Source organism: Streptomyces sp. NBC_00988 (assembly GCF_045162645.1).
Classification (GTDB): Bacteria; Actinomycetota; Actinomycetes; order Streptomycetales; family Streptomycetaceae; genus Streptomyces.
Window position 1 is genome coordinate 2581179 of record NZ_CP108730.1, and the last position, 23731, is coordinate 2604909.

20 protein-coding genes are annotated in these 23731 nt (G+C 68.8%); 16 read left to right on the forward strand and 4 right to left on the reverse strand.

All coding sequences use genetic code 11. The annotated features are described in order from the left end of the window. Positions 1–20 precede the first annotated feature (20 nt). Positions 21–2390: a transketolase-like TK C-terminal-containing protein gene (locus OG496_RS11745; protein WP_405970791.1), complete on the forward strand. Its 2370-nt coding sequence runs from the start codon at positions 21–23 to the stop codon at positions 2388–2390. A 268-nt stretch (positions 2391–2658) separates the two neighbouring features. Here the strand turns inward: OG496_RS11745 and OG496_RS11750 are convergent, their stop codons facing one another. The 3 genes from OG496_RS11750 to OG496_RS11760 form a co-directional block, all read right to left on the reverse strand. Continuing rightward, positions 2659–2781, reverse strand: coding sequence for a hypothetical protein (locus OG496_RS11750; RefSeq protein WP_405970792.1), 123 nt, complete (start codon positions 2779–2781; stop codon positions 2659–2661). Between the two features lie 39 nt (positions 2782–2820). Further along, entirely contained in the window at positions 2821–3831 is a 1011-nt protein-coding gene (locus OG496_RS11755; RefSeq protein WP_405970793.1) for a DUF2855 family protein, read from the reverse strand. 196 nt (positions 3832–4027) lie between these two features. Beyond that, positions 4028–5065, reverse strand: coding sequence for an AraC family transcriptional regulator (locus OG496_RS11760; RefSeq protein ID WP_405970794.1), 1038 nt, complete (start codon positions 5063–5065; stop codon positions 4028–4030). A 69-nt stretch (positions 5066–5134) separates the two neighbouring features. Between OG496_RS11760 and OG496_RS11765 the strand changes: the two genes are divergently transcribed. Genes OG496_RS11765 through OG496_RS11775 form a run of 3 tightly spaced genes read left to right on the forward strand, consistent with a single transcriptional unit; the run spans position 5135 to position 8409 of the window. Further along, positions 5135–6640: a flavin-containing monooxygenase gene (locus tag OG496_RS11765; RefSeq protein WP_405970795.1), complete on the forward strand. Its 1506-nt coding sequence runs from the start codon at positions 5135–5137 to the stop codon at positions 6638–6640. Positions 6641–6649: 9 nt separating this feature from the next. Beyond that, positions 6650–7546, forward strand: coding sequence for an SDR family NAD(P)-dependent oxidoreductase (locus OG496_RS11770; protein WP_405970796.1), 897 nt, complete (start codon positions 6650–6652; stop codon positions 7544–7546). Between the two features lie 29 nt (positions 7547–7575). Further along, positions 7576–8409, forward strand: coding sequence for a class II aldolase/adducin family protein (locus OG496_RS11775; RefSeq protein WP_405970797.1), 834 nt, complete (start codon positions 7576–7578; stop codon positions 8407–8409). A gap of 909 nt (positions 8410–9318) precedes the next feature. Here OG496_RS11775 and OG496_RS11780 read toward each other — a convergent pair. Then, on the reverse strand, positions 9319–10350 hold the full coding sequence (locus tag OG496_RS11780; protein ID WP_405970798.1) for a LacI family DNA-binding transcriptional regulator: 1032 nt from the start codon (positions 10348–10350) through the stop codon (positions 9319–9321). A 272-nt stretch (positions 10351–10622) separates the two neighbouring features. Here OG496_RS11780 and OG496_RS11785 point away from each other — a divergent pair, with 272 nt between their 5' ends. From OG496_RS11785 to OG496_RS11840, 12 genes are all read left to right on the forward strand, one after another. Further along, on the forward strand, positions 10623–11642 hold the full coding sequence (locus OG496_RS11785; protein ID WP_405970799.1) for a sugar ABC transporter substrate-binding protein: 1020 nt from the start codon (positions 10623–10625) through the stop codon (positions 11640–11642). After that, positions 11642–12718 carry an ABC transporter permease gene (locus tag OG496_RS11790; RefSeq protein ID WP_405970800.1) on the forward strand — a complete coding sequence of 359 codons (1077 nt, stop codon included), beginning with the start codon at positions 11642–11644 and terminating at the stop codon, positions 12716–12718. The genes OG496_RS11785 and OG496_RS11790 overlap by 1 nt, the downstream gene beginning before the upstream one ends. Before the next feature lie 5 nt (positions 12719–12723). Beyond that, positions 12724–13626: an ATP-binding cassette domain-containing protein gene (locus OG496_RS11795; RefSeq protein ID WP_405970801.1), complete on the forward strand. Its 903-nt coding sequence runs from the start codon at positions 12724–12726 to the stop codon at positions 13624–13626. A 63-nt stretch (positions 13627–13689) separates the two neighbouring features. After that, positions 13690–14541 carry a sugar phosphate isomerase/epimerase family protein gene (locus OG496_RS11800; protein WP_405970802.1) on the forward strand — a complete coding sequence of 284 codons (852 nt, stop codon included), beginning with the start codon at positions 13690–13692 and terminating at the stop codon, positions 14539–14541. A gap of 174 nt (positions 14542–14715) precedes the next feature. After that, a complete protein-coding gene (iolC, locus tag OG496_RS11805) occupies positions 14716–15690 on the forward strand; it encodes a 5-dehydro-2-deoxygluconokinase (protein ID WP_405970803.1) in 975 nt (324 codons plus the stop codon). 4 nt (positions 15691–15694) lie between these two features. Continuing rightward, positions 15695–16567: an aldolase gene (locus OG496_RS11810; RefSeq protein ID WP_405970804.1), complete on the forward strand. Its 873-nt coding sequence runs from the start codon at positions 15695–15697 to the stop codon at positions 16565–16567. Beyond that, positions 16564–17445: a 5-deoxy-glucuronate isomerase gene (gene iolB, locus OG496_RS11815; RefSeq protein ID WP_405970805.1), complete on the forward strand. Its 882-nt coding sequence runs from the start codon at positions 16564–16566 to the stop codon at positions 17443–17445. Before OG496_RS11810 ends, iolB begins: the two co-directional genes overlap by 4 nt. After that, the gene (iolD, locus tag OG496_RS11820) at positions 17442–19319 is read left to right on the forward strand and encodes a 3D-(3,5/4)-trihydroxycyclohexane-1,2-dione acylhydrolase (decyclizing) (RefSeq protein ID WP_405970806.1); all 1878 of its coding nucleotides are present in this window, start codon (positions 17442–17444) and stop codon (positions 19317–19319) included. Before iolB ends, iolD begins: the two co-directional genes overlap by 4 nt. 26 nt (positions 19320–19345) lie before the next feature. After that, a complete protein-coding gene (locus tag OG496_RS11825) occupies positions 19346–20842 on the forward strand; it encodes a CoA-acylating methylmalonate-semialdehyde dehydrogenase (RefSeq protein WP_405970807.1) in 1497 nt (498 codons plus the stop codon). 39 nt (positions 20843–20881) lie between these two features. Continuing rightward, positions 20882–21397, forward strand: coding sequence for an MFS transporter (locus tag OG496_RS11830; protein WP_405970808.1), 516 nt, complete (start codon positions 20882–20884; stop codon positions 21395–21397). 28 nt (positions 21398–21425) lie between these two features. Beyond that, a complete protein-coding gene (locus OG496_RS11835; RefSeq protein ID WP_405970809.1) occupies positions 21426–22622 on the forward strand; it encodes a Gfo/Idh/MocA family protein in 1197 nt (398 codons plus the stop codon). A 29-nt stretch (positions 22623–22651) separates the two neighbouring features. Beyond that, a complete protein-coding gene (locus OG496_RS11840) occupies positions 22652–23650 on the forward strand; it encodes a sugar phosphate isomerase/epimerase family protein (RefSeq protein ID WP_405970810.1) in 999 nt (332 codons plus the stop codon). Positions 23651–23731 lie beyond the last annotated feature (81 nt).

The window sequence follows — 23731 nt, forward strand, 5'->3', positions numbered from 1 at the left end:
CACCATCTGCGAGCAACCACATGGGCCGCGGCCCGGAAGGCAGGTACATCGTGAACAGCACCAGCGCACCTCGAACGGGCCTGCCCACCCAGGCGGACGTGGACCGGCTTCAAGTACTCAGGGCAGTCGAACAGCGGGTGTTGTGGCTGTCGGCAGCGATCGTCGATCACGCCAACCGAGTGCGGCCCAACCCCTCCGGTATGAAGGTGGGTGGCCATCAGGCCTCTACCGCCTCCATGGTGACGATCATGACGTCGCTCTGGTTCGACCACCTGCGGCACGAGGACAGGGTGTCCGTCAAACCGCACGCCTCGCCGGCCCTGCACGCGATCAACTACCTGCTCGGCACACTGGACGAGTCCTACCTCACCACCCTGCGCTCCTTCGGCGGGCTGCAGAGTTACCCCAGCCGGTCGAAGGACCCCGTCCCGCCGGACTACTCCACCGGGTCGGTCGGCATCGGCGCGACGGCCCCGATCTGGGGCGCGCTGGCCCGCCGATACATCGGTGCCCAGTTCGGCACGGCCGGAACCGGACGGCAGTACTCACTGGTCGGTGATGCCGAGCTGGACGAAGGGGCGGTGTGGGAAGCCGTCCTGGATCCGATGGTCGCCGAACTCGGTGAGGTCGTCTGGATCGTCGACCTGAACCGCCAGTCCCTCGACCGAGTCGTGCCCAACATCGGCGCGCCACGCCTGCAGGGCATGTTCGCCGCCGCCGGATGGCAGGTGCTCGTCGTGAAGTACGGGCAGCTCCTGGAATCGTTGTTTGCCCGGCCGGGCGGGGCGGCCCTGCGCGCCAGGCTCGATTCCATGCCCAACGCCGAATATCAGCGGCTGTTGCGCTGCCCGGCGGAGCAACTACGGGATCGGCTGCCCGGTACCGGCCCACAGGCCGGCGCTGTCCGAACGGCGATAGCCGATGTCCCCGACACACAACTGCACACAGCCATCCGCAATCTGGGAGGCCACGATCTCGATGCCCTGGCAGGCGCGTTCGCCGCGATCGACGACACACGGCCCACCGTGATGTTCGCCTACACCGTCAAGGGATATGGACTGGCCAGCGAAGGACACCCGCAGAATCACTCCGCGCTCCTCACGGGGGGTCAGTTCGCCGAACTCGCTCAGCGAGTCGGCGTCGACCCCGACCGCCCGTGGGAGAAATTTCCGGCCGGGTCCGCCGAACAGGTTCTGTGCGCCGCCACTGCGCAGCGCCTGCACCGCGAACCTACCGGGCCTGCGCGGGTCCCGGACCTGCCGGGCGATCTCGGGCGTACCCCGACCGGCGCGGCCAGCACCCAGGCCGCGCTCGGCCGTACCCTGCTCGACCTCGTCCGAGCGGCGCCCGAGGCGGGACGGCGCATCGTCACGGTCAGCCCGGACGTCGCCTCCAGTACCAACCTGGGTGGCTGGGTCAACAAGGTCGGTGTCTGGTCCCAGACGGAGCAGGCCGACTGGTTCGCCGATGACGCCGCTACCGTCCTGCACTGGCGGGAAAAGCCGACCGGGCAGCATATCGAACTCGGAATCGCCGAAACCAACCTCGTCGGCGTGCTCGGCGAGCTGGGTGCGACCTGGAGTCGCTGGAGCCAGCCGCTTCTGCCGATCGGCGTGCTGTACGACCCCTTCGTCGAACGCGCCCTGGAACCCTGGTCGTTCGGCATCTACGCCGGCGGGCAGTCCGTCCTGGTGGGCACTCCGTCCGGTGTCACCCTCGCCCCTGAAGGCGGCGCTCACCAGTCCGTCAAGACCCCCTCCATCGGCCTCGAACAGCCTGGGTGCGTCAGCTACGAGCCCGCCTTCGCCCTGGACACCGAATGGGTTCTCCTGGCCTGCCTGGCCCAACTCGGCCGCCCCGGCGGCAAGTCGGCCTACCTACGCCTCTCCACCCGTCCCGTCGACCAGACGCTCGCCGCCGTCCCGGAGGACCCCGGGGCCCGCGAACACAGACGGCGCGGCGTGGTCGCGGGCGGCTATCCGCTGCGACGTCCTCCGCGTCCCGCGATCACCCTCTGCGCCATGGGAGCTGTCATACCCGAGGCGGTCGCGGCCGCCGACCGTCTGGAGGTGCTCGGATTCGCCACCGAGCTGATCTCCGTGACCAGTCCGGGCCTGCTCTTCCAGGCAGTCCAGGCACGCCGTGGCCACGGCCAGGCACCCACCTGGATCCTGGACTCGCTCCTGCCCTCCGAGCGAGCCGCTCCCATGATCACCGTCCTCGACGGGCACCCGCACACCCTGGCATTCCTGGCCGGTGTCAACGGGGTGCGCGCCACCCATCTCGGTGTCACCGAGTTCGGGCAGTCCGGTGACATTCACGCCGTCTACCGCCACCACGGCTTGGACACCGACAGCATCCTCGCCGCCGCTCTCTTCCTCCTGAGTTGACCGCCGACGCCGGATTTTCCGGGTAGAGCATCGTACGGCCTGCCTCGGCGTTACCGGACGAGGAAATGGGCAAGTGGCACCTCCGAGTCCGTACCTGGCTGCCGGCGCGGCCTGGCGCAGCTGCACCGGTGGGGCGTAGAGCCCAGTCCCGAACTGGTGCGGCAGCTCATGCGCGAACTGGGTTTGAGTTTTGCCAGCCCCACCCCAAGCGCTTCAGTCTGCCCCAGGCAGCCGTGGGTACGGATACGGACCTCGTCGGCGCCATCACCTACGTAGAAACCGGCGCGTTCCGGCGACCGTGCTCCTCGGTGGCGAGGTTGAGAACGTCGGTGCTCGCGGTGCCGCTGGACGGTGTCCAGGCGCCGCCGATGGAGATCTGGTCGGTGTTCATCGGATCGGTTTTACCCTCGCGACTGCGGCGGGCGGGCCATCATGGGCGCGGATCCGTCGGCCTGCCAGGGAAAGTGAGCACGAGGCCCTGCCGAGGGTCGACGCGGCCCAGCTGCAGGTCTGTCCAGGCCCGCCGCAGTGCTTCGGCGTCCTGGTGGGTGGTGACGTCGAGATGATCATGCAGAAGCGGCTGGAGGCTCTCCCAGGCCGCGTTGTAGCGGTTGGCGAGCTCCCCTGGACCCCATAGGGCGGCTCGGGCCCGCAGGTGATCGAACGCCAGGAAGACGGTTGGCTCTACGCCGACGACGTGAGCGCCGTCCATCTCGGCGGCGGGGGCGGTGACGTGCGAGGCTCCGAGTACGGCGTCGTAGGTGAGGTCGGCCGCGAGATGGCGGTGCAGCCGTGTCCGCAGGCCGGTGTCGCCGGCCACGTCCGCGTACAGGGTGGGAGCCGCGGGCAGAGCCTCGACGTCGTCGTAGGTGATCACGGCGTCGTAGCAGCCGAGTTTCCGGGTGAAAGCGAGGTTGGCAGGGCTGGTGATGCCGACGACCTCGATTCCGGCGCGGGCGTGGGCGAGATGGGCGACCCCGTATCCGGTCTTGCTGGAGGCGGAGGAGATCAGAAGCCGGCGGGCTCCGAACCAGTCGTTGTCGGCGGCGAAGTCCTCGAACACGAAGCTGGTCATGAACAACGGCCGGTACAGCGCCGTCAGGTTCTCCCGCTCGGCCGAGTCCCGCGCCCCGGTCATGATCGAGTACTCGTTGTAGATCGGCATGAGGTCGGCCCGGTGCGGGGCGGCGTCGCGGAACCGGCCGACGGTCAGCGGTTCGGGGGTGATCAGGAGGTGACTGGCGCTGGGAAGGTAGCCGAAGACCCGGTCACCGACACGGAGCACCGCCGATTCGCTCGCGACGACGTCGGCGAAGCCCCACAACGGGACGTGGGCGGTGCCGGCGACGCCGGTGGGAAAGAAGTCCCAGTACCGCAGCGCCTCGCCCAGGACGGCGTAAGTGAGGTTGTTCGTCGACAGCCCAACGCGACTGAGCCGCACCAGAGTCTGGCCCGGGGCAGGACTCGGCAACGGGACCCCGACCAGCTCAGTGGAGGACAGATCCGAACGATCAATGAGCAGGCCCCATGCCGCCATGGTGATCTCCCGTGGTGAGGCCACTTGCCTGAGCGCAGCGGCGGATGCGGCCATCCTGAACCCGAACGACGACGACCACTTGCCTTCACATGCCAGAAATTTATCCTCCCACGACAGTCCGCCGGAGCCGACGAGCCTCGTGCCGCACCTGGCTGGGGGGTTTGCCGAACCAGCGCCGTGAAGCACGGGTGAGACCCGACTGCTCCGACAGGTCGATCATCGAGGCGATCTGTGACAGCGGGAGATCGGTCTGGGTCAGCAACCGCAGGGCGGTCTGCGAGCGGACGTCGTCCAGGACGTCGTTGAAGGTGGTGCCCTCCTCGGCGAGGCGGCGTTGCAGGGTCCGGGGATGCAGTTGGAGCCACCGGGCGACGCTCTCGATTCGTGACGGCGCCGTCCCGAGGCCTCGGACCAGGGCGGCGCGGACACTCGCCGACACCGTTCGCTCGGGATCGGTGAAGTGGCCGGCCAGGTAGTCGACGACGATCTCGCGCAGTTCGGAGTTGGCCCGGCTGGACACCGCCGTCTCGAACAGCCGTGTCGGGACGCGGAGCAACGCGTCCTGCTTGTCGAAGTGGACGTCGGCGCCGAAGAAGTCGGTATAGGTGGCGACCGAGGCCAGCGGTGGGTGGGGCAGATAGACGGACCGCAGCCCGTAGTCGCCAAGCGAGGCGAGCAGGATCCGGTGTACGAGCCCCAGCCCCGCGTCGACCGCCTGAGCAGGCTGGGGTTCTCCGGGACGCGAGGGCCGGTAGACGACGACCGACGTGCCGGCGAACCGTTCGGGATCGCTCTGCTGGGAGACGTGCGCTCCCGCACTGTGCACGAAGAGGAACCGTGAGGCGCAGTCGAGCGCGGCCCCGACGGTCGGCGAGTTCTCGATCGCGATCGCCAGCGGTCCGAGGATGGACAGGTCCTGGCGGGCGGCCAGGCGCAGGCCGAAATCCGGGCATCCCAATGCCTTCGCGGCGCCCTGCAGCAATCGCGCGGCCGTGGCCGCGGGCAGCAGCGCGTCATCGGATTCCACATCGGCCGCCCGCACCCCGAAGCGCTCCATCAGGCCAGGGGTGTCGCCACCGAGGTCGGCCACGAGCTCGGGCAGACCCCTCAGTCCCGCCGCCCGCACATAGACCTGCATGGCACCCAAGGGTAAATAACTGTCGCGACAAGTCAAGCAGTGCGTGCCGGCGGTGGGCACGCTGGACCCATGACAGCGACTTCAACCGCGATACCCGATCACGTCGAGGTGGTGATCGTCGGAGCGGGCCTGTCCGGGATCGGCGCTGCCTACCGGCTGCAGGACAAGTGCCCCGACCGCTCTTGTCTGGTCCTCGAAGCGCGTGAGGCGATCGGCGGTACCTGGGATCTCTTCCGCTACCCGGGGATCCGCTCGGACTCCGACATCTTCACCCTCAGCTATCCGTTCCAGCCGTGGACAGGAGAGCTGTCGATCGCCGACGGCGATGCCATCCTCGACTACATCCGGCAGACGGCGGCGCAGTTCGGGATCGACCGCCGAATCCGCTACGCGACGAAGGTCATGGCAGCGGACTGGTCGTCGCGGACGGGGCGGTGGACGCTCGCCCTCGAGCGGACCGATCCGGACGGAACGGTGTCGCACCGTACCCTCACCTGCTCGTTCCTGTACTGCTGCACCGGCTACTACGACTACGACCAGGGGCATGCTCCGGACTTCCCTGGTGCTGGATCGTTCGCCGGAACCCTGGTCCATCCCCAGTTCTGGCCCGAGGACCTCGACTACGCCGGCAAGCGCGTCGTCGTCATCGGCAGCGGCGCCACCGCGATCACCTTGGTGCCCTCGCTCGCCGCGCGGGCCGCTCACGTGACCATGCTGCAGCGGACCCCGACCTGGATCAGCGCCCTGCCGCGCCGTGACGCCTTGGCCGACAAGCTGCGCCGCCGCCTGCCCGCCCGGTCGGCACACCGACTGATCAGGGCCAAGAACATCGCGTCCAGCATCGCCTTCTACCAGTACTGCAGGCGGTTCCCGCAAGCGGCCCGCCGCCTGCTGACCACCGCCGGCATCCGTCGGCTGAAGGACGAGAAGATGGTGCGCGAGCACTTCACCCCGTCCTACGACCCGTGGGACCAGCGGTTGTGCGTAGCGGCGGACGCGGACCTGTTCAAGGCCGTCCGGAGCGGGTCGGCAGAGGTCGTCACCGATCACATCGAGGAGTTCGTGCCCGAGGGGATCAGGTTGCGGTCGGGGCGGATCCTTCCCGCCGACCTCGTCATCACAGCCACCGGCCTGCGGTTGCTGGCCTTCGGCCGGGTGAAGCTGAGCGTCAACGGCGCACCGGTCGAGCCCGCCAAGCACCTGGTGTGGCGTGGCGCGATGCTGAGCGACGTACCGAACTTCGCGATCTGCGTCGGCTACACCAACGCCTCCTGGACGCTGCGCGCGGATCTGACCTCCCGGCTGGTGTGCAAGATCCTCAACCACATGACGCGCCGAGGGCTGGCCGCGGTCGCGCCCAAGCCAGGCCCCGAGGTCCGTGAGCGGCCCTTCCTCGATCTGGCCTCCGGCTACGTCCAGCGATCCATCGACGACTTCCCCCGCCAGGGTGATCGCGGCCCGTGGCGCGTCCGGCAGAACATCGTGCTCGACACCCTGACCACAATGCGCACCGACCTGGACAAGACCCTCACCGCCACCCCGCAAACGTCGCCCAACCGTCCCTTCTTCGACTAGGAGCCTCCCATGCCCGGACTCACGCGTTTTCACTTCAGAGGCGGTACGGCCGTGCTGACCGGTGCGGCCAGCGGAATGGGCGAGGAGATGGCCTACGGCCTGGCCGCACGCGGCTGCGGCCTGGTCCTCCTCGACCGCGACGCGGAACGACTGGCCGCCGTCGCCGACACCATCCGGCAGCGGCACGCCTACCTGCCGCTGGAGACCCATGTCATCGACCTCAGCGACCTCGACCACCTCGACCGGCTGACCGAACAGATCCTCGCCGACCACCCGAGGATCACTCTGCTGATCAACAACGCCGGCGTCGCGATGGGCGGCACCTTCGAGCAGGTGTCGGCCGAGGAATTCGACTGGGTGATGCGCATCAACTTCCAGGCCCCGCTCCACCTGACGCGGCGGCTGCTGCCGCGGCTGCGACGATCGCCGGGCAGCCACATCGTCAACATCTCCAGCCTGTTCGGGCTGATCGCCCCGCCCGGGCACGTGCCCTACACCGTCAGCAAGTTCGCACTGCGCGGGCTGAGCGACGGCCTGCGGCACGAACTGGCAGGTCACATAGGCGTCACCACCGTGCACCCCGGCGGAGTCCGGACCCGGATCGCCGAAGACGCGCGAACTGCCGTCGGCGTCGGAGAATCCCAGGCCAGGAACGGGCGCGCCGACTTCAACCGCCTGCTGACCTACCCGGCCGACCGAGCCGCCGAACGCATCCTCACCGGCGTTGAGAAGCGCCAGCCGCGCGTCGTGATCGCGTTGAACGCCATCATCCCCGATCTCGTCGCCCGGATCTTCCCGGTCACCTACTGGTCGAAGATCTCCCGACTGAGCGGCAGCTCCCGCCACGTCACCCACCGCTCCGAAGCCGACCTCGTCCCTACGACGTCCGGCTCCGACAAGTCCTGAGCGCCACCACCCGCTCTCATGGAGGCGACATGCCGACAGCAACCGTAGGCGTCCGGCCCACGGCCGAGCCGCTGGCCACCGACGAACTGACCCCGATCCCCGAAGATCGGCTCCGCTACCCGAGCCGTCCGGTCTTCGACGACGTCGACGTCGAACGGCGGCATCGCAAGGAACGGCTCGCAGCGGCGCTGCGGCTGTTCGGCCGGTTCGGGTTCGAGGAGGGCGTGGCCGGGCACGTCACCGCCCGCGATCCCCAGTATCCCGACTACTTCTGGGTCAACCCCTTCGGGATGTCCTTTCGACACATCAAGGTCAGCGACCTGCTGCTGGTCAACCACACCGGTGACGTCGTCCAGGGCCGGCACCGGGTCAACCGTGCCGCGTTCGCGATCCATTCGGCCATCCACCGGACACGCCCCGACGTGGTCGCCGCCGCGCACAGCCACTCGGTGTACGGCAAGGCGCTGTCGGCCACTGGCCAGTCGCTGGAACCGCTCACCCAGGATGCGTGCGCCTTCTACGACGACCACGCCCTGTTCGACGACTACACCGGCGTGGTCACCGACCCGGGCGAAGGCCGGCGCATTGCCGACGCGCTGGGCGGTTACAAAGCGGCCATCCTGCGCAACCACGGCTTGCTCACCGTCGGGACCACCGTGGACGCCGCCGCCTGGTGGTTCATCACCATGGAGCGTTCCGCACAGGCACAGCTCGCGGCCAAGGCCACCGGGCACACCGTGCCGATCAGCGCCGAGAAAGCCCGCCTCACCCACACCCAGATCGGCGGAGAGCAGACCGGCTGGTTCCAGTTCCAGCCGCTCTTCGACCAGATCGCGCGCACCGACCAGGACCTGTTCGGCTGAACATCATCTGCGGGGGCGGGTTCACGCTGGAGTGGTGGTCACGGAAGTTCGGCTTGCGGAAGATCGTGTCGATCTTCTTGCAGTGCCGGAGCCGCGACCGCAGAACGTTCAGGGTGGGGTGCCGTTCGGCTGCCGTGCCGGACGTTCACTGCGGAGGGGACGCCGTCGCGGGTGATCTCGCGGAGAGGTTCGGCGCTCTTTGACCAGGTGGACGGACGGCGCTCACGCATGTCCAGATGATCTGCTGTCCTCGGGCGTGAGTGCGTCGCCTGCCGCTGCACATGGCGTTCGTCTGGGCTTCGACATCGCGGCTGGGCACCGGGACAATGCCTTTTGAGCTTGCCTTCGAGAACCAGGCCCTCGAAGGTTGGCGTCTGGTGATCATCGAGTAGACCGAGGCGGTCGAGGATCTCCGCAGCCCGGTCCACGCGCAGACCACGTTCGCGCAGCGTCGGAGCCGGTGCGGACGTATCGGAACGCGGCAATGTGGACTTCGGTCCATGCGTGCTGGCGCAGGGTCGGCATCGGCCGGATGAGCCTGTCCGCGAACACGGCAGCACCATGGCCTCCCGGCCCGGCTCGACGTCGTCGCGCAGGGCTGGTGAATCGTGGAGACGGTCATCGTCCCCGGCGGGCTTTTGATGCAGTCGGTCTTGCCCACCCACCAGCCGAGCGCCACCATCAACCGCTGGTCAGCGCACGCGCCCTGAGGTGGGCGCACTGGCGCAGACGACGCCGAACCGCGGCCCGCGGCAGCCGCTGGCAGCGGCTGCTGCACACGATCGCGGAGCGGCCCAGGAATGGAATCACCTGCCGGAAACCGGCCCAGTGCCGCCCCTGAACAGGGAAAACGTCAAAGTGCCGCTGGAGCACAAAGCGCTCCGGCTGCGAGGCAGGAGCCGTCGGTTCTCAGGCAGGTTCCGCCGTGGTACCTCTCAGTACGAGGCGGGGGGTGAGGACGACCTCGCGGGGGGCGAGGCGGTCCTGGTCGAGGCGTTCGACAGCTGCGGTCACAGCGTGCTGGGCCTGCTCCCGGGCGCTCTGGCTGACGGTGGTCAGATTGAAGCAGCTCAACCGAGAGAGGGCGTCGTCGTCATAGCCGGCCACGGAGACCTGTCCCGGGACGGAGACGCCGGCCCTGGCCAGAGCGGCCAGGACGCCGATGGCGGACTGGTCGTTGAAGGTGACGACGGCGGTGGGCAGGCGCTCGCCGTCGAGCAGCTTGCGGGCGGCGCGTTCGCCCGCCGCCTCGGTGTGGTCGCCGTGCAGGACGCGGACGCGGTCGTCCAGGCCGTGGCGGCGCATGGCTGTGCGGTAGCCACGGCGCCGGTCGGTGGCGATGACGCCCTTGCCGCCGTCGACGTACGTGATCGCGCGGTGGCCGAGTCCCACAAGATGGTCGACGACCTGCCCCACGCCGTCGTCGTCCGCGGTGCGTACGACGTCCAGGGCGGCGTCCGCGATGCGGCGGCCGACCGCGATGATGGGGGCCTTGTTGTCGAGGGCGACGAGCGCGTCCGCGGGCATGGTCGGGCCGAGCAGGATCAACGCCTCGCTTCGGAAGGCCAGCAGGGTCTCCACCGCAGTCCGTTCGCCGCGGGTGCGGGTGAGGCTGCTCAGGACGAGGTCGTAGCCGACTCCCTCGGCGGCTGTGTGCAGGTGCTCGACCAGCTCGGCATGGAAGGGGCGGTGTACGTCGACCATGACACCGAGCAGCCGGCTGCGCCTGCTGGCCAGCGTGCTCGCGGTGCGGTCCACCTGGTAGCCGAGGTCGGCGGCCGCTTTCAGGACACGCTGCCGGGTCTTCTCACTCGGGCCGGGTACACCTCGCAGCACCAGAGAGACCGACGCCGTGGACAGGCCGACTCGCGCGGCCACCTCCTCCAGCCTGGGGCGTTTGTGCACGCCGTTCCGACGACGCTCGGCCCCGACCTCGCCCACGTGTGCCTCCCTGCGGCAAATCCCCTCGCGCAACACCCTTGACACTGTCATGAAACAAGGTCGATAGTACCAGAACTTAAAGCGCTTTAAATTGTCCTGTTGTTCCAACGAACCCAGACTCGAGAAAGCGACGCCCTACAACGGCCGCACGCACTCGAACATCGGCCTCCTCGCTCCATCTCCTGCGTCCGAGGTCTGGTCACCACTCCTCCCCAGCGGCCCACCCGATATCCGCGGCTCCCCTCCCCCTCCATGCACAGTGAGGTGCACACATGAACGGCACAGCGCTTCTCCGTTCCCGCAGAATCGTCCCCGTCGTGGCTGTGGCCGCCGCGGCCGCGCTGACCCTCGCGGGCTGTTCGAGCAACTCCGGCGGCAAGAAGGCCGCGGAGGACACGGCAGGTGTCTCAGCGGGCAAGGCCACCACGCCCCGTATGACGATCGCGATGGTCACCCACGCGCCGTCCGGCGACACCTTCTGGGACACCATCCGCAAGGGCGCCCAGGCCGCGGCCGCCAAGGACAACATCAAGCTCATCTACTCCAACGACGAGAACGCCGGTGACCAGGCCAACCTGGTGCAGAACGCGATCGACCAGAAGGTCGACGGCATCGCGGTGACCCTCGCCAAGCCGGACGCCCTGAAGGCCGTGGTGGCCAAGGCCGAGAAGGCCGGCATCCCCGTGGTCGGCCTCAACGCGGGCCTGAGCGTCTGGAAGCAGCAGGGACTGTTGTCGTTCTTCGGCCAGGACGAGGCCGTCTCCGGACAGGCACTCGGCACCAAACTCAACTCCACCGGCGCCAAGCACGCCCTGTGCGTGATCCAGGCCCAGGGCGACGTCAACCTCGAACAGCGCTGCGCCGGCGTGAAGAAGACCTTCAGCGGCAAGACGGACATCCTCTACGTCAACGGCACGGACATGCCGTCCGTGAAGTCGACCATCACGGCCAAGCTGACGCAGGACACCTCCATCGACGAGGTCGTCACGCTCGGCGCCCCCGTCGCGCTGACCGCCGTGCAGGCCGTGTCGGAGGGAGGCAGCAAGGCGAAGATCGCCACCTTCGACCTCAACAACGAGCTCGTCTCCGCAATCCAGAAGGGCACCATCCAGTTCGCTGTCGACCAACAGCCCTACCTCCAGGGCTACTTGGCGATCGACTCACTGTGGCTCTACAAGACGAACGGCAACTACAGCGGAGGCGGTGAGGCTCCCGTGCTGACCGGCCCGGCCTTCGTCGACAAGGCCAACGTCGACGCCGTGGCCAAGTTCGCCGCGAAGGGCACCCGGTGATGAGTGTGACCCAGCATGCCGAGCCGGCGGTGACCTCACCGCCGACCCCCGGCCCGAAGGAATCCGACGGCCGGACTTCTGAACGGCCCCTGGCGCTACGGCTGTTGGCGCGGCCCGAGGTGGGTGTCTTCCTCGGCGCGGCGGCGGTGTACGTGTTCTTCCTGATCTCCGCCCCGCCGGTACGCGACGGCAGCTCGATGGCCAACATCCTCTACCAGTCCTCCACCATCGGGATCATGGCCCTGCCGGTGGCACTGTTGATGATCGGCGGCGAGTTCGACCTGTCGGCCGGCGTCGCCGTGATCGCCTCGGCGCTCACCGCGAGCATGGTGACCTACCAACTGACGGTGAACGTATGGGCCGGCGTGATCGTCGCCCTCGTCGTCTCGCTGGGGATCGGGTTCCTCAACGGCTGGCTGGTGGTCAAGACCGGCCTGCCGAGCTTCCTGATCACGCTGGGCAGCTTCCTGATCCTGCAAGGTGTCAACCTCGCCGTGACCAAGCTGGTGACGGGGAATGTGGCGACCGACGACATCAGCAACATGGACGGCTTCGGCCAGGCCAAGAAGGTCTTCGCGTCCTCGTTCGATGTGGGCGGCGTGCAGGTGAAGATCACCATCGTGTGGTGGCTGGTCTTCGCCGCCATCGCCACCTGGGTCCTGCTGCGCACCAAGTACGGCAACTGGATCTTCGCGGTCGGCGGCAACAAGGACTCCGCCCGCGCCGTCGGCGTCCCGGTGGCGTTCACGAAGATCTCGCTGTTCATGCTGGTCGGGTTCGGTGCCTGGTTCATCGGCATGCACCAGCTGTTCTCCTTCAACACCGTCCAGTCCGGCGAGGGCGTCGGCCAGGAACTCATCTACATCTCCGCGGCCGTCATCGGCGGCTGTCTGCTGACCGGCGGCGCCGGCTCCGCGATCGGCCCTGTCTTCGGCGCCTTCATGTTCGGCATGGTGCAGCAGGGCATCGTCTACGCCGGCTGGAACCCCGACTGGTTCAAGGCCTTCCTCGGCGTGATGCTCCTCGGCGCCACCCTCATCAATCTGTGGGTCAGCCGCGCGGCGACCCGGAGGTGAACCAAGTGACCACCACCCACGGAGCCATCCTTCCCGAGACGCCACCTGCGGCCGACGGCCCCCTCGTCCAGCTCCGCAACGCGGGCAAGTCCTACGGCAACATCCGCGCCCTGCACGGCGTGGACCTCGCGGTCCGCCCCGGCCAGGTCACCTGCGTCCTCGGCGACAACGGCGCGGGCAAGTCGACCCTGATCAAAATCATCTCCGGGCTGCACCAGCACACCGAGGGCGAGTTCCTCGTCGACGGCGGGCCCGTGCACTTCACCACCCCCCGGCAGGCACTCGACAAGGGGATCGCCACCGTCTACCAGGACCTGGCCGTCGTACCGCTGATGCCGGTGTGGCGCAACTTCTTCCTCGGCTCCGAGATGACCAAGGGCCCCTGGCCCTTCCGCCGTCTCGACATCGAGAAGATGAAGAAGACCGCGGACGAGGAACTGCGCAACATGGGCATCGTCCTGGACAACCTGGACCAGCCCATCGGCACCCTCTCCGGCGGCCAGCGCCAGTGCGTCGCCATCGCCCGCGCCGTCTACTTCGGCGCCCGCGTCCTCATCCTCGACGAGCCGACCGCCGCCCTCGGCGTCAAGCAGTCCGGCGTGGTCCTCAAGTACGTGGCCGCAGCGCGCGAACGCGGTCTCGGGGTCATCTTCATCACCCACAACCCGCACCACGCCTACATGGTCGGCGACCACTTCAGCGTCCTACGCCTGGGCACCATGGAGTTGTCGGCGGAGCGCAGCGAGATCACGCTGGAAGAGCTCACCAACCACATGGCGGGCGGCACCGAACTCGCCGCACTCAAGCACGAGTTGTCCCAGGTCCGCGGCGTCGACGTCGACGAGCTCCCCGATCAGAAAGACCTCACCGCAACCGTGGCGGCTTCGTCCGAGGTCCCACCTCCCTGACGGCGGCGTCGGCGCGCGCACAGCAACACTCCACCCACTTACCCTGATCCGAAGGCATTCCCCATGAAGATCGCCCTCGACCCCTACATGATCCGTCACGTACCCCTCCTCGAACTGCCCTCAGTGGTGGCCGAGTTGGGGTATGAGTGGATCGAGCTGTCCCCCCGCGAGGACTTCGTCCCCTTCTTCCGCCACCCCCGCGTGGACGACGCGACGGTCCGCAAGTTCCGCAAGGCGCTGGACGCGGCGGGCGTCGGGATCTCCTCCCTGCTGCCGCTGTTCCGCTGGTCCGGCCCGGACGAGGACGCCCGGCAGGCCGCCGTACGCTACTGGAAGCGCGCCATCCAGATCTGCGCGGACCTCGGAGTGGACAGCATGATCTCCGAGTTCAACGGGCGCCCCGAGGAACCGGACCGCAGCGAGGCCCAGTTCTGGAACTCGATGGACGAACTGCTCCCGCTGTTCGAGCGCGAGGGCATCAAACTCGCCCTGGAACCCCACCCGGACGACTTCATCGAGAACGGCTACGACGCGGTCAACCTGATCCGGGGCATCAACCACCCCAACGTCAGCTTCCTCTACTGTGCCCCGCACACCTTCCACATCGGCAACGACGCCCCCGGCATCATCGAGTACGCGGGCGACCTGCTCACCCACGTCCATCTGGCCGACGTCTTCGACCACACCGCGTCGTCCGGCAACCGGTACATCCTCAACCCACCCGGCACCGCGGCCCGCGTCCACCAGCACCTGGACATCGGCCAGGGCGAGGTCGACTTCGACGAACTCTTTGGCGCACTGCGTGCGAACGATTTCGACGGCACGCTCACCGCCTGCGTCTTCGCCTGGGAGGAACGGGCCAAGGAGTCCTCGGTGTTCATGCGCAAGAAGATCGACGAGTACCTGACCACCTGATCGTGACAGGGCGCGACCTCCGTCGGCAGAGATGTCGTCGACGGGAGCCGGCATATTGCTCTAACAATCTATTGACATGACATATAGCCGCAAGGCACTGTGCTGCCAAGAGCGCCTTTAAAGCGCTTTAAGCCTACACTCCCGGTGTCTCCGGAGCGAAGGGAAACCAGCGTTATGCCGTTCGAAGTGCTGACCATCGGCCGGGTGGGGGTGGATGTGTATCCGCTCCAGACGGGCGTCGGTCTGGCCGAGGTCACCTCGTTCGGCAAGTACCTGGGCGGCAGCCCGACCAATGTCGCTGTGGCCGCCGCTCGCTACGGGCGCTCCGCCGCTGTGATCACCAAGACGGGAGGGGACCCGTTCGGCGACTTCGTCCGTACGGCTCTGGCCGGGTACGGCGTCGACAGCCGCTTCGTCGGTATGTCGGACATCGCGCCGACGCCGGTGACGTTCTGCGAGATCTTCCCGCCGGACGACTTCCCGCTGTACTTCTACCGGCTGCCGAAGGCACCCGACCTGGACATCGCGGCCGGTGAACTGGACCTGGCGGCAGTACGGGACGCGGGGATCTTCTGGATCACCGGCACCGGGCTGAGCGAGGAGCCGAGCCGCTCGGCCACCCTCGCCGCCCTCTCCCACCGAGCGAAGTCCGGCCCGACGGTCTTCGACCTGGACTGGCGGCCGATGTTCTGGACGGACCCGGCCCAGGCACGTGGGTTCTATGCCGAGGCGCTGCGTCATACGACGGTGGCGGTCGGGAACCTCGACGAGTGCGAGGTCGCCACCGGTGAGCGCGAGCCGTACGCCGCCGCGAAGGCGCTGCTCGCCGCCGGGGTGGAACTGGCGGTGGTCAAGCAGGGCCCCAGGGGCGTCCTGGCCATGGACCGGGAGGGTACGGCCGCCGAGATCCCGCCGGTACCGGTGGACGTGGTCAACGGCCTCGGAGCCGGTGACGCGTTCGGCGGCGCGCTCTGCCACGGGCTGCTGTCCGGCTGGGACACGCGGCGCTCGGTGTCCTTCGCCAACGCGGCCGGCGCGATCGTCGCGGGCCGGCTGTCCTGCTCCGACGCCATGCCGACCGAGACCGAGGTCGACGCCAAGCTCCACGAGGCGAGCCTCTCCTCCACCTCCACCGAACGAAAGGCGTGACGCCGTGCTGTCCGACAACGTGAGCCGGATCGTCTCCGCCCGGGTGGGCGACCCCGGCGCCATCGCGGCCGCGGCAGCGCGCCGCGTGAAGGCCACCTCGCTGCTGGGCGAGCACGGCAGGGCGATGATCATCGCCGCCGACCATCCGGCACGTGGCGCCAACGGCGTCGGCGCCGACCCCACCGCGATGGCCGACCGCTTCGAGCTGCTGGACCGGCTGTGCATCGCGCTGGAGCGGCCCGGTGTGACGGGGGTGCTGGCCACCGCCGACATCCTGGAGGACCTGCTGCTGCTCGGCGTCCTCGACGGCAAGAGCGTGTTCGGCTCCATGAACCGGGCCGGGCTCGCGGGTTCGGTGTTCGAGATCGATGACCGGTTCACCGGCTATGACGCCGAGACGATCGCCGCGATGGGCTTCGACGGCGGCAAGATGCTCACCCGCATCGCCTTGGGTGACCCGGCGACCCCGTCCGTGCTGGAAAACACAGCCCGTGCCGTCGATGAGCTGAACGACCGTCAACTGATCGCCATGGTCGAGCCGTTCCTCTCGGTGTGGCAGGACGGGAAGATCCGCAACGACTTGTCCACGGACGCCGTAGTCAAGTCGATCACGATCGCCTCGGGACTGGGCCGGCGGACCGCCTATACCTGGCTCAAGCTCCCGGTCGTGGCGGGCATGGAGCGGGTGCTGGCCTCCTCGACGCTGCCGGCACTGCTCCTGGGCGGCGAGGTCACCGACCCCGCGGCCGCGTTCGCGTCCTGGGGCAAGGCGCTCAGGCAGCCCACCGCGCAGGGCCTGGTCGTGGGCCGCTCCCTGCTCTACCCGGCGGGCGGCGACGTCGCCGGCGCGGTGGACAAGGCGGTGAGCCTGCTGTGAGTGACACCACCGAGTACCACCTGCCGAAGGGGACTTCGGCCGACGGCCCATACGACCTCCTGGTCACGCCCGAGTCGGCGGGCTGGGGATACTCCGGCCTCAGGATCCTGACCCTGAGGCCGGGCGAGGCACACGCCCTGTCCACCGGGGATTCCGAGTTCCTGGTCCTGCCGCTGACGGGTTCCTGCACCGTCACTACGGACGGCAGCGCCTTCGAACTCGCCGGTCGGACAGGCGTGTTCGCCTCGGCCACCGACTTCGCGTACCTGCCGCGCGAGTCGGAGGCTCTGATCAGCAGCGCGGACGGTGGAACGTTCGCGCTGCCCTCCGCCCGTACCGAGCGGAGCTCACTCTCCGCTCGGTACGGGCCCAAGGAGGACATACCCGTCGAACTGCGCGGTGCGGGGGCCTGCTCCCGGCAGGTGAACAACTACTGCCTGCCGGGCACGTTCGCCGCCGAGCGGCTGCTGGTGTGCGAGGTCCTCACCCCTGGCGGCAACTGGTCCTCCTACCCGCCCCACAAGCACGACGAGGCCCGCCCGGGCGTCGAGTCGGAGCTGGAGGAGATCTACTACTTCCAGGTCGCGGGCGGTGAGAACGGCTTCGGCTACCAGCGGGTCTACGGCACCGAGGACCGGCCGATCGACGTGCTCGCCGAGGTCCGCTCCGGCGACACGGTGCTGATCCCGCACGGCTGGCACGGCCCGTCGATCGCGGCGCCCGGATACGACCTCTACTACCTCAACGTCATGGCGGGTCCCGGCCAGGACCGTGCCTGGCTCATCTGCGACGACCCCGCGCACGGCTGGGTGCGCGCCACCTGGGAGACCCAGGACGTCGACGACCGGCTGCCCTTCGAAGGACTCAACGACCGATGAACACCGTCCGACTCACCACCGCCCAGGCCCTGGTCCGCTTCCTCGCGAACCAGTACAGCGAGCGCGACGGCCAGGAACAGCGGCTGATCCCCGGGGTGTGGGGGATCTTCGGGCACGGCAACGTGGCCGGGATCGGCCAGGCGCTGTTGCAGGCCGCCGTCACCCAAGAGGCGGACCTGCCCTACTACTTGGCCCGCAACGAGCAGGGCATGGTGCACGCCTCCGTGGCCTACGCGAAGATGCGCGACCGGCTGGCCACCTTCGCCTGTACGGCGTCGACCGGCCCCGGCTCCACGAACATGATCACCGGTGCGGCTCTGGCCACCACCAACCGCATCCCTGTTCTGCTGCTCCCCTCCGACATGTTCGCCACCCGCGTCGCGGAACCGGTGCTCCAGCAGCTGGAGGACACCCGGGGTGGAGACGTCACGGTCAACGACGCCTTCCGGGCCGTATCGAAGTACTTCGACCGCGTCTCGCGTCCCGAGCAGCTGATCCCGGCCGCGCTGGCCGCGATGCGGGTGCTGACGGACCCGGTGGAGACCGGCGCGGTCACCCTCGCCCTGCCGCAGGACGTGCAGGCGGAGGCGTACGACTGGCCGGTCGCCTTCTTCCGGCGGCGGGTCTGGCACGTGGGCCGCCCGGTGCCGGAGCCGGCCGCCGTCGAGCGGGCGGCACGGCTGCTGCGCGGCGCGCGGAAACCGCTCGTCGTGGCCGGCGGGGGTGCCGTGTACTCCGGTGCCGAGACCGCCCTGCGCGCCTTCGCCGAAGCCACCGGCATCCCGGTCGCGGACACGCATGCGGGCAAGGGCGCGGTGCCGTGGGACCACCCGCAAGCGGTGGGCGGCATCGGCTCGACGGGCTCGTACGCGGCGAACGAGCTGGCGAAGGAAGCCGATGTCGTCCTCGGCATCGGCACCCGCTACTCCGACTTCACCACCGCCAGCCACACTGTCTTCGGCAACCCGGACGTCGCCTTCGTCAACCTCAACGTGGCCCGCCTGGACGCGGTCAAGCACTCCGCCGAACCGCTGGTGGCCGACGCTCGCCTCGGCACCGAGGCCCTCGCCGGGGCACTCACCGACTGGGAAGTCGAGCCGGAGTACCGCGACCGCACACGTCAACTCATCGCCCGCAACCGGGAGATCGAGAGCGCCTGCTTCACCGTCGGCCATGGCCCGCTGCCCGCCCAGACCGAGATCCTCGGCGCCCTCAACGACGTCCTGGACGACCGCGCCGTCGTCATCAACGCGGCCGGGTCCATGCCGGGCGACCTGCAACAGCTGTGGCGGGCGCGGGATCCGAAGGCCTACCACGTCGAGTACGCCTACTCCTGCATGGGCTACGAGATCGCCGCCGGCGTCGGCGCCAAGATGGCCGACCCGTCACGTGAGGTCGTGGTCCTGGTCGGTGACGGCTCGTACCTGATGATGGCCCAGGAGATCGTGACCATGATCTCCGAGGGCCTGAAGGTCATCATCGTCCTGGTCCAGAACCACGGCTTCGCCTCCATCGGCGCCCTGTCCGATTCGCTCGGCTCACAGCGCTTCGGCACCAAGTACCGCTACCGCAACGGCGATTCCGGTCAGCTCGACGGCGACGTACTCCCGGTTGATCTCGCCGCCAACGCCTCTTCCCTGGGCGCGGACGTTCTGCACGCCACATCGGTGGACGAATTCCGGGCCTCGATGGAGAAGGCCAAGGCCGCCACCCGCACCACCGTGGTCCACGTCGAGACCGACCTGTACGGCCCCAACCCGCCCGGCCACGGCTGGTGGGACGTCCCGGTCAGCCAGACCTCCGCCCTCGACACCACCAGCGCGGCGTACGAGACGTATGCCGCCCACAAGCAGGCCCAACGCCACTACCTGTAACACCCCTCGCCCCAAAGGAAACCCACGTGACCACCATCCAGCACTGGATCAACGGCTCCCCCACCCTGGGTGCCGCCACCGCCACCCAGCCGGTCTTCAACCCGGCCACCGGCACGGAGCGGGCCCGTGTCGTCCTCGGCGGCGCGGCTGACGTGGACACCGCCGTCCAGGCCGCGTCCGCCGCGTTCGAGACCTGGTCCGAGTCCTCCCTCGCCCAGCGCACCCAGGTCATGTTCAACTTCCGCCAGCTCCTCGTAGAACATGAGGAGGAACTCGGCCGGATCATCTCCGCCGAGCACGGCAAGACCATCGACGACGCCCGCGGTGAGATCACCCGCGGTCGCGAGGTCGTGGAGTTCGCCTGCGGTCTCGGTGACGTGCTGAAGGGCAGCTTCTCCGACCAGGTCTCGCGCGGCGTGGACGTCCACAACTTCCGGCAGCCGCTGGGTGTGGTCGCGGGCATCACGCCGTTCAACTTCCCGGCGATGGTGCCGCTGTGGATGCACCCGATCGCGATCGCGACCGGCAACACGTTCATCCTCAAGCCCAGCGAACGCGACCCCTCCGCCGCCAACTTCGTCGCCGACCTGTACCGGAAGGCCGGCCTCCCGGACGGCGTGTTCAACGTCGTCCACGGTGGCAAGGACGCGGTCGACGCGATCCTCACCCACCCCGGCATCGAGGCCGTCTCCTTCGTCGGGTCGACGCCGATCGCCAAGTACGTGCACGAGCAGGCCACTTCGCACGGCAAGCGCGTCCAGGCCCTCGGCGGCGCCAAGAACCACGCCGTCGTCCTGCCCGACGCCGACCTCGAGTTCGCCGCCAACCACATCACCGCCGGCGCTTACGGCTCGGCCGGTGAGCGCTGCATGGCCGTCTCCGTCGCCGTGGCCGTCGGTGACGCCGCCGACGCCCTCGTCGAGGTGCTGGAGCGCAAGGCCCGCGCGGTGAAGGTCGGCCCGGGCGACCGGCCCGACACCGAGATGGGGCCGCTGGTCACCAAGGTCGCGCAGGAGCGCGTCGAGAACGCGGTCGGCACGGCCGCCGCGCAAGGAGCCACCGTCGTCGTCGACGGCCGCGGCCTGAAGATCGACGGCCACGAGGACGGCTTCTTCACCGGCCCCTCCCTCCTCGACCACGTCACCACCGAGATGGACGCCTACCGGGAGGAACTGTTCGGCCCCGTCCTGGCGATCGTCCGCGCCGAGAGCCTCGACGAAGCGATCGCACTGATCAACGCCAACCCCTACGGCAACGGCACCGCCCTGTTCACCGCCTCCGGCGAAGCCGCCCGCCGATTCCAGCGGAACATCAAGGTCGGCATGATCGGCATCAACGTCCCGGTCCCGGTCCCGATGTCGTACTACTCCTTCGGCGGGTGGAAGGACTCCCTCATCGGCGACTCCCCCGTCCACGGCCCCGAGGGCATCCGCTTCTACACCCGCCCCAAGGTCGTCACCACCCGCTGGCCCGAGCCGAGGCAGCAGGTCACCGCCGGCTTCAACTTCCCCACGTCCAGCTGAGTTGCGACCAGCTCCCGCATCAACCGGTAGGAGGTGGCCATGGACGTCAGGCACAACACGCCGACGATCCCGCTGGGCATCCCAGGCTGTCTCGAACGGGATGTGGCTGCTCGGCCGCCACGGTCGGCACCCGATGGTGCTGACCGGACAGGTCTGCGTCACGATCTCTCTGGTGCTGATCGCCGTCTGCTTCCTGCTCCTGCCGGAATCGGGCGTGCGCAGCCATCTGGTGCTCGCATCGATGCTGACCTTCCTGCTGTTCATGTGTTCATGCAGGGCTGCATCGCGGCCTTGCTCTGGCGGATGCGCTCGGAGATCTTCCCGCTCCGCCTGCGCGGCTTCGCAACGGGCACGACCGTGTTCGGCACCTGGCCGGCCAACTTCGTGGTCACGCTGACCTTCCCGCCACTGATCGACGCGGTCGGCGGGACCACCGTCCTGATCTCCGCCGCGGCCAACGTCGCGACCTTCGTCTTCCACCTCCGCACCATTCCCGAGACCCGGCGCCGCTCGATGGAAGCCGTCGCGGCCCACTTACGGCAGTTCGCCAACTGATCACCCCTTCTTTTTGAAAGGCACCGCCATGACAACCTCCGCCAAACCACTCTCCGTCGCGGTGATCGGGGCCGGCATGGCCGGCCGCAGCCACGCCGCCGGATACCGCAACGTCAACACGGTCTTCGGGGCCGGTCTGCCGCCGGTCCGGCTGGCCGCGATAGCCGACGCCAACACCGCGCTCGCCGAGGACGGCGCGCGCCGCTACGGCTTCGAGAAGGCGCTGCCGAGCTGGGAGGCGGTCGTCGAGGACCCGACGATCGACGCCGTCTCCATCGTCGTGGGAAACGCTCTGCACCGTCCGATTGCGGAGGCGCTGGTTGCCGCTGGCAAGCACGTGCTGTGCGAGAAGCCGCTGGCAGAGTCACTCGAAGACGCCCGTGCGATGGCCGAGTTGGAGCGGACCGCCGAGGTCGTGACGGCAGTCGGGTACACCTTCCGGCGTGCTCCTGGCATCGCCGCGATCCGTAACCACGTCCAGCACGGCGAGCTGGGTGACCTCACTCTGTTCAGCGGCCGGTACTGGTGCGACTACGCGACCGACCCGAACGGGCCGCTGAGCTGGCGCTTCAAGGGCGGACCCGGCTCGGGCGCACTCGGGGACATCGGCTCGCACATCATCGACGCTGCCGAGTACGTCGCCGGGCCCATCGCCTCGGTCTCCGGTGCCTCGCTGTCCACGCAGATCCCCAAGCGTGCGCTGCCGCTGGGCGCGGTCGTCGGGCACAACGCCGCCCCCGTCTCCGACGAGGTGGGCGAGGTCGAGAACGAGGACACCGCGACCTTCACCGCCCGTTTCGAGTCCGACCTGGTCGGCACCTTCTCCGTCACCCGCACCGGCTTCGGCCTGCCCAACGGACTCGCTTTCGACGTCCTGGGCGTCGGCGGCCGGGCCGCGTTCGACCAGCACCGCCCCGCCGAGTACCTCTTCGACGACGCCCAGCCCGACATCCGGACCCGGGGCGCCCGCCAGATCATCGCCGGCCCGCAGATGCCGTACTTCGCGGGTGGCGTGCCGATGGAAGCGGCGGGTGTGGGTGCCAGCAACGCCGACAACTTCACCTACCAGGCACGGGCGTTCCTCGACCAGGTCGCGGGCGTGGCCGAACCGTTGCCGGCCTGCGCCACCTTCGCCGACGCACTGCGGACCATGGAGATCATCCGGGCTGTCGTCGCCTCCTCCCAGAACGACGGTGCCGCCGTCACGGTCCCGCCCGCCGTCTGACCCCCCGCACCCATTCAAGGAGCACGCACATGGCACTCAAGCTCGGCGCCTACACCGCCTGTCTGCACGACCGCCCGCTGGCCGAGGCCCTCGACATCCTCAAGGAGAACGGCCTGACCTCCGTCGAGGTCAACACCGGCGGGTTCATCCCCTCCCCGCACTGCCCGGTCGACCTCCTGCTCTCCTCGGCGACCGCCCGCGAGGAGTACCTGGCGACCTTCGCCGAGCGCGGGATGGAGCTGACCGGCCTCAACTGCAACGGGAATCCGCTCAACCCGCTGCCCGGGGTCGGCCCCAAACACGCCGACGACCTGCGTCGCACGATCCGCCTCGCGGGCCTGCTCGGGGTGCGGCACGTGGTCACCATGTCCGGCACGCCGGGCTCCGACCCGGACGCCAAGTACCCCTCCTGGGTGGTGAATCCGTGGGACGGCGTCTACATGGACGTCCTGGACTACCAGTGGGGTGTGGCGGTCGAGTTCTGGAAGGAGATCGACGCGCTGGCCCGGGAGAACGACGTCCGGGTCGCCATCGAGATGCACCCCCACAACCTCGTCTTCTCCCCCGTCACCCTGAAGCGGCTCGTCGACGAGGGCGCTCTGACCAACGTCGGTGCGGAGATGGACCCTTCGCACCTGATGTGGCAGGGCATGGACATCGTCGCCTCCATCAAGTGGCTGGGCCCGCTGGTGTTCCACGCCGCCGCGAAGGACGCGACGCTCTGCCCCGGCGCCGACATCCGCGGTGTCCTGGACACCTCCTTCACCCGCGTGCCCGCCGACGCACCCGACAAGGTGCCCACCGGCTACGGCTTCTGGTGCAACTCCTGGCCCGAGAACCCCGCGTGGAAGTTCGTCGCCGTCGGCATCGGCCACGACGTCGCCTACTGGACCGAGTTCCTGCGCGCCCTCGCCGAGGTCGACCCGGACATGGCCGTCAACATCGAGCACGAGGACGCCGCCTACTCCCAGACCGAGGGCCTCGCCCTGGCCGCCAAGAACCTCCACAGCGCAGCGGCCGCCCTCTGACCAATCCATCATCGTGGGCCTTGTACCCGTCAATCGGCGGCGAGTTCAGGGCCCACATGCCTACCGGTGCGAACGGACATC

Bases quoted from the DNA above. Each gene is read 5' to 3' on its own strand.
- OG496_RS11745 (WP_405970791.1), top strand. From the start codon at position 21: ATGGGCCGCGGCCCGGAAGGCAGGTACATCGTGAACAGCACCAGCGCA.
- OG496_RS11750 (WP_405970792.1), bottom strand. From the start codon at position 2,781: ATGAACACCGACCAGATCTCCATCGGCGGCGCCTGGACACCGTCCAGC.
- OG496_RS11760 (WP_405970794.1), bottom strand. From the start codon at position 5,065: ATGCAGGTCTATGTGCGGGCGGCGGGACTGAGGGGTCTGCCCGAGCTC.
- OG496_RS11765 (WP_405970795.1), top strand. From the start codon at position 5,135: ATGACAGCGACTTCAACCGCGATACCCGATCACGTCGAGGTGGTGATC.
- OG496_RS11770 (WP_405970796.1), top strand. From the start codon at position 6,650: ATGCCCGGACTCACGCGTTTTCACTTCAGAGGCGGTACGGCCGTGCTG.
- OG496_RS11775 (WP_405970797.1), top strand. From the start codon at position 7,576: ATGCCGACAGCAACCGTAGGCGTCCGGCCCACGGCCGAGCCGCTGGCC.
- OG496_RS11785 (WP_405970799.1), top strand. From the start codon at position 10,623: ATGAACGGCACAGCGCTTCTCCGTTCCCGCAGAATCGTCCCCGTCGTG.
- OG496_RS11790 (WP_405970800.1), top strand. From the start codon at position 11,642: ATGAGTGTGACCCAGCATGCCGAGCCGGCGGTGACCTCACCGCCGACC.
- OG496_RS11800 (WP_405970802.1), top strand. From the start codon at position 13,690: ATGAAGATCGCCCTCGACCCCTACATGATCCGTCACGTACCCCTCCTC.
- iolC (WP_405970803.1), top strand. From the start codon at position 14,716: ATGCCGTTCGAAGTGCTGACCATCGGCCGGGTGGGGGTGGATGTGTAT.
- iolD (WP_405970806.1), top strand. From the start codon at position 17,442: ATGAACACCGTCCGACTCACCACCGCCCAGGCCCTGGTCCGCTTCCTC.
- OG496_RS11830 (WP_405970808.1), top strand. From the start codon at position 20,882: ATGGACGTCAGGCACAACACGCCGACGATCCCGCTGGGCATCCCAGGC.
- OG496_RS11835 (WP_405970809.1), top strand. From the start codon at position 21,426: ATGACAACCTCCGCCAAACCACTCTCCGTCGCGGTGATCGGGGCCGGC.
- OG496_RS11840 (WP_405970810.1), top strand. From the start codon at position 22,652: ATGGCACTCAAGCTCGGCGCCTACACCGCCTGTCTGCACGACCGCCCG.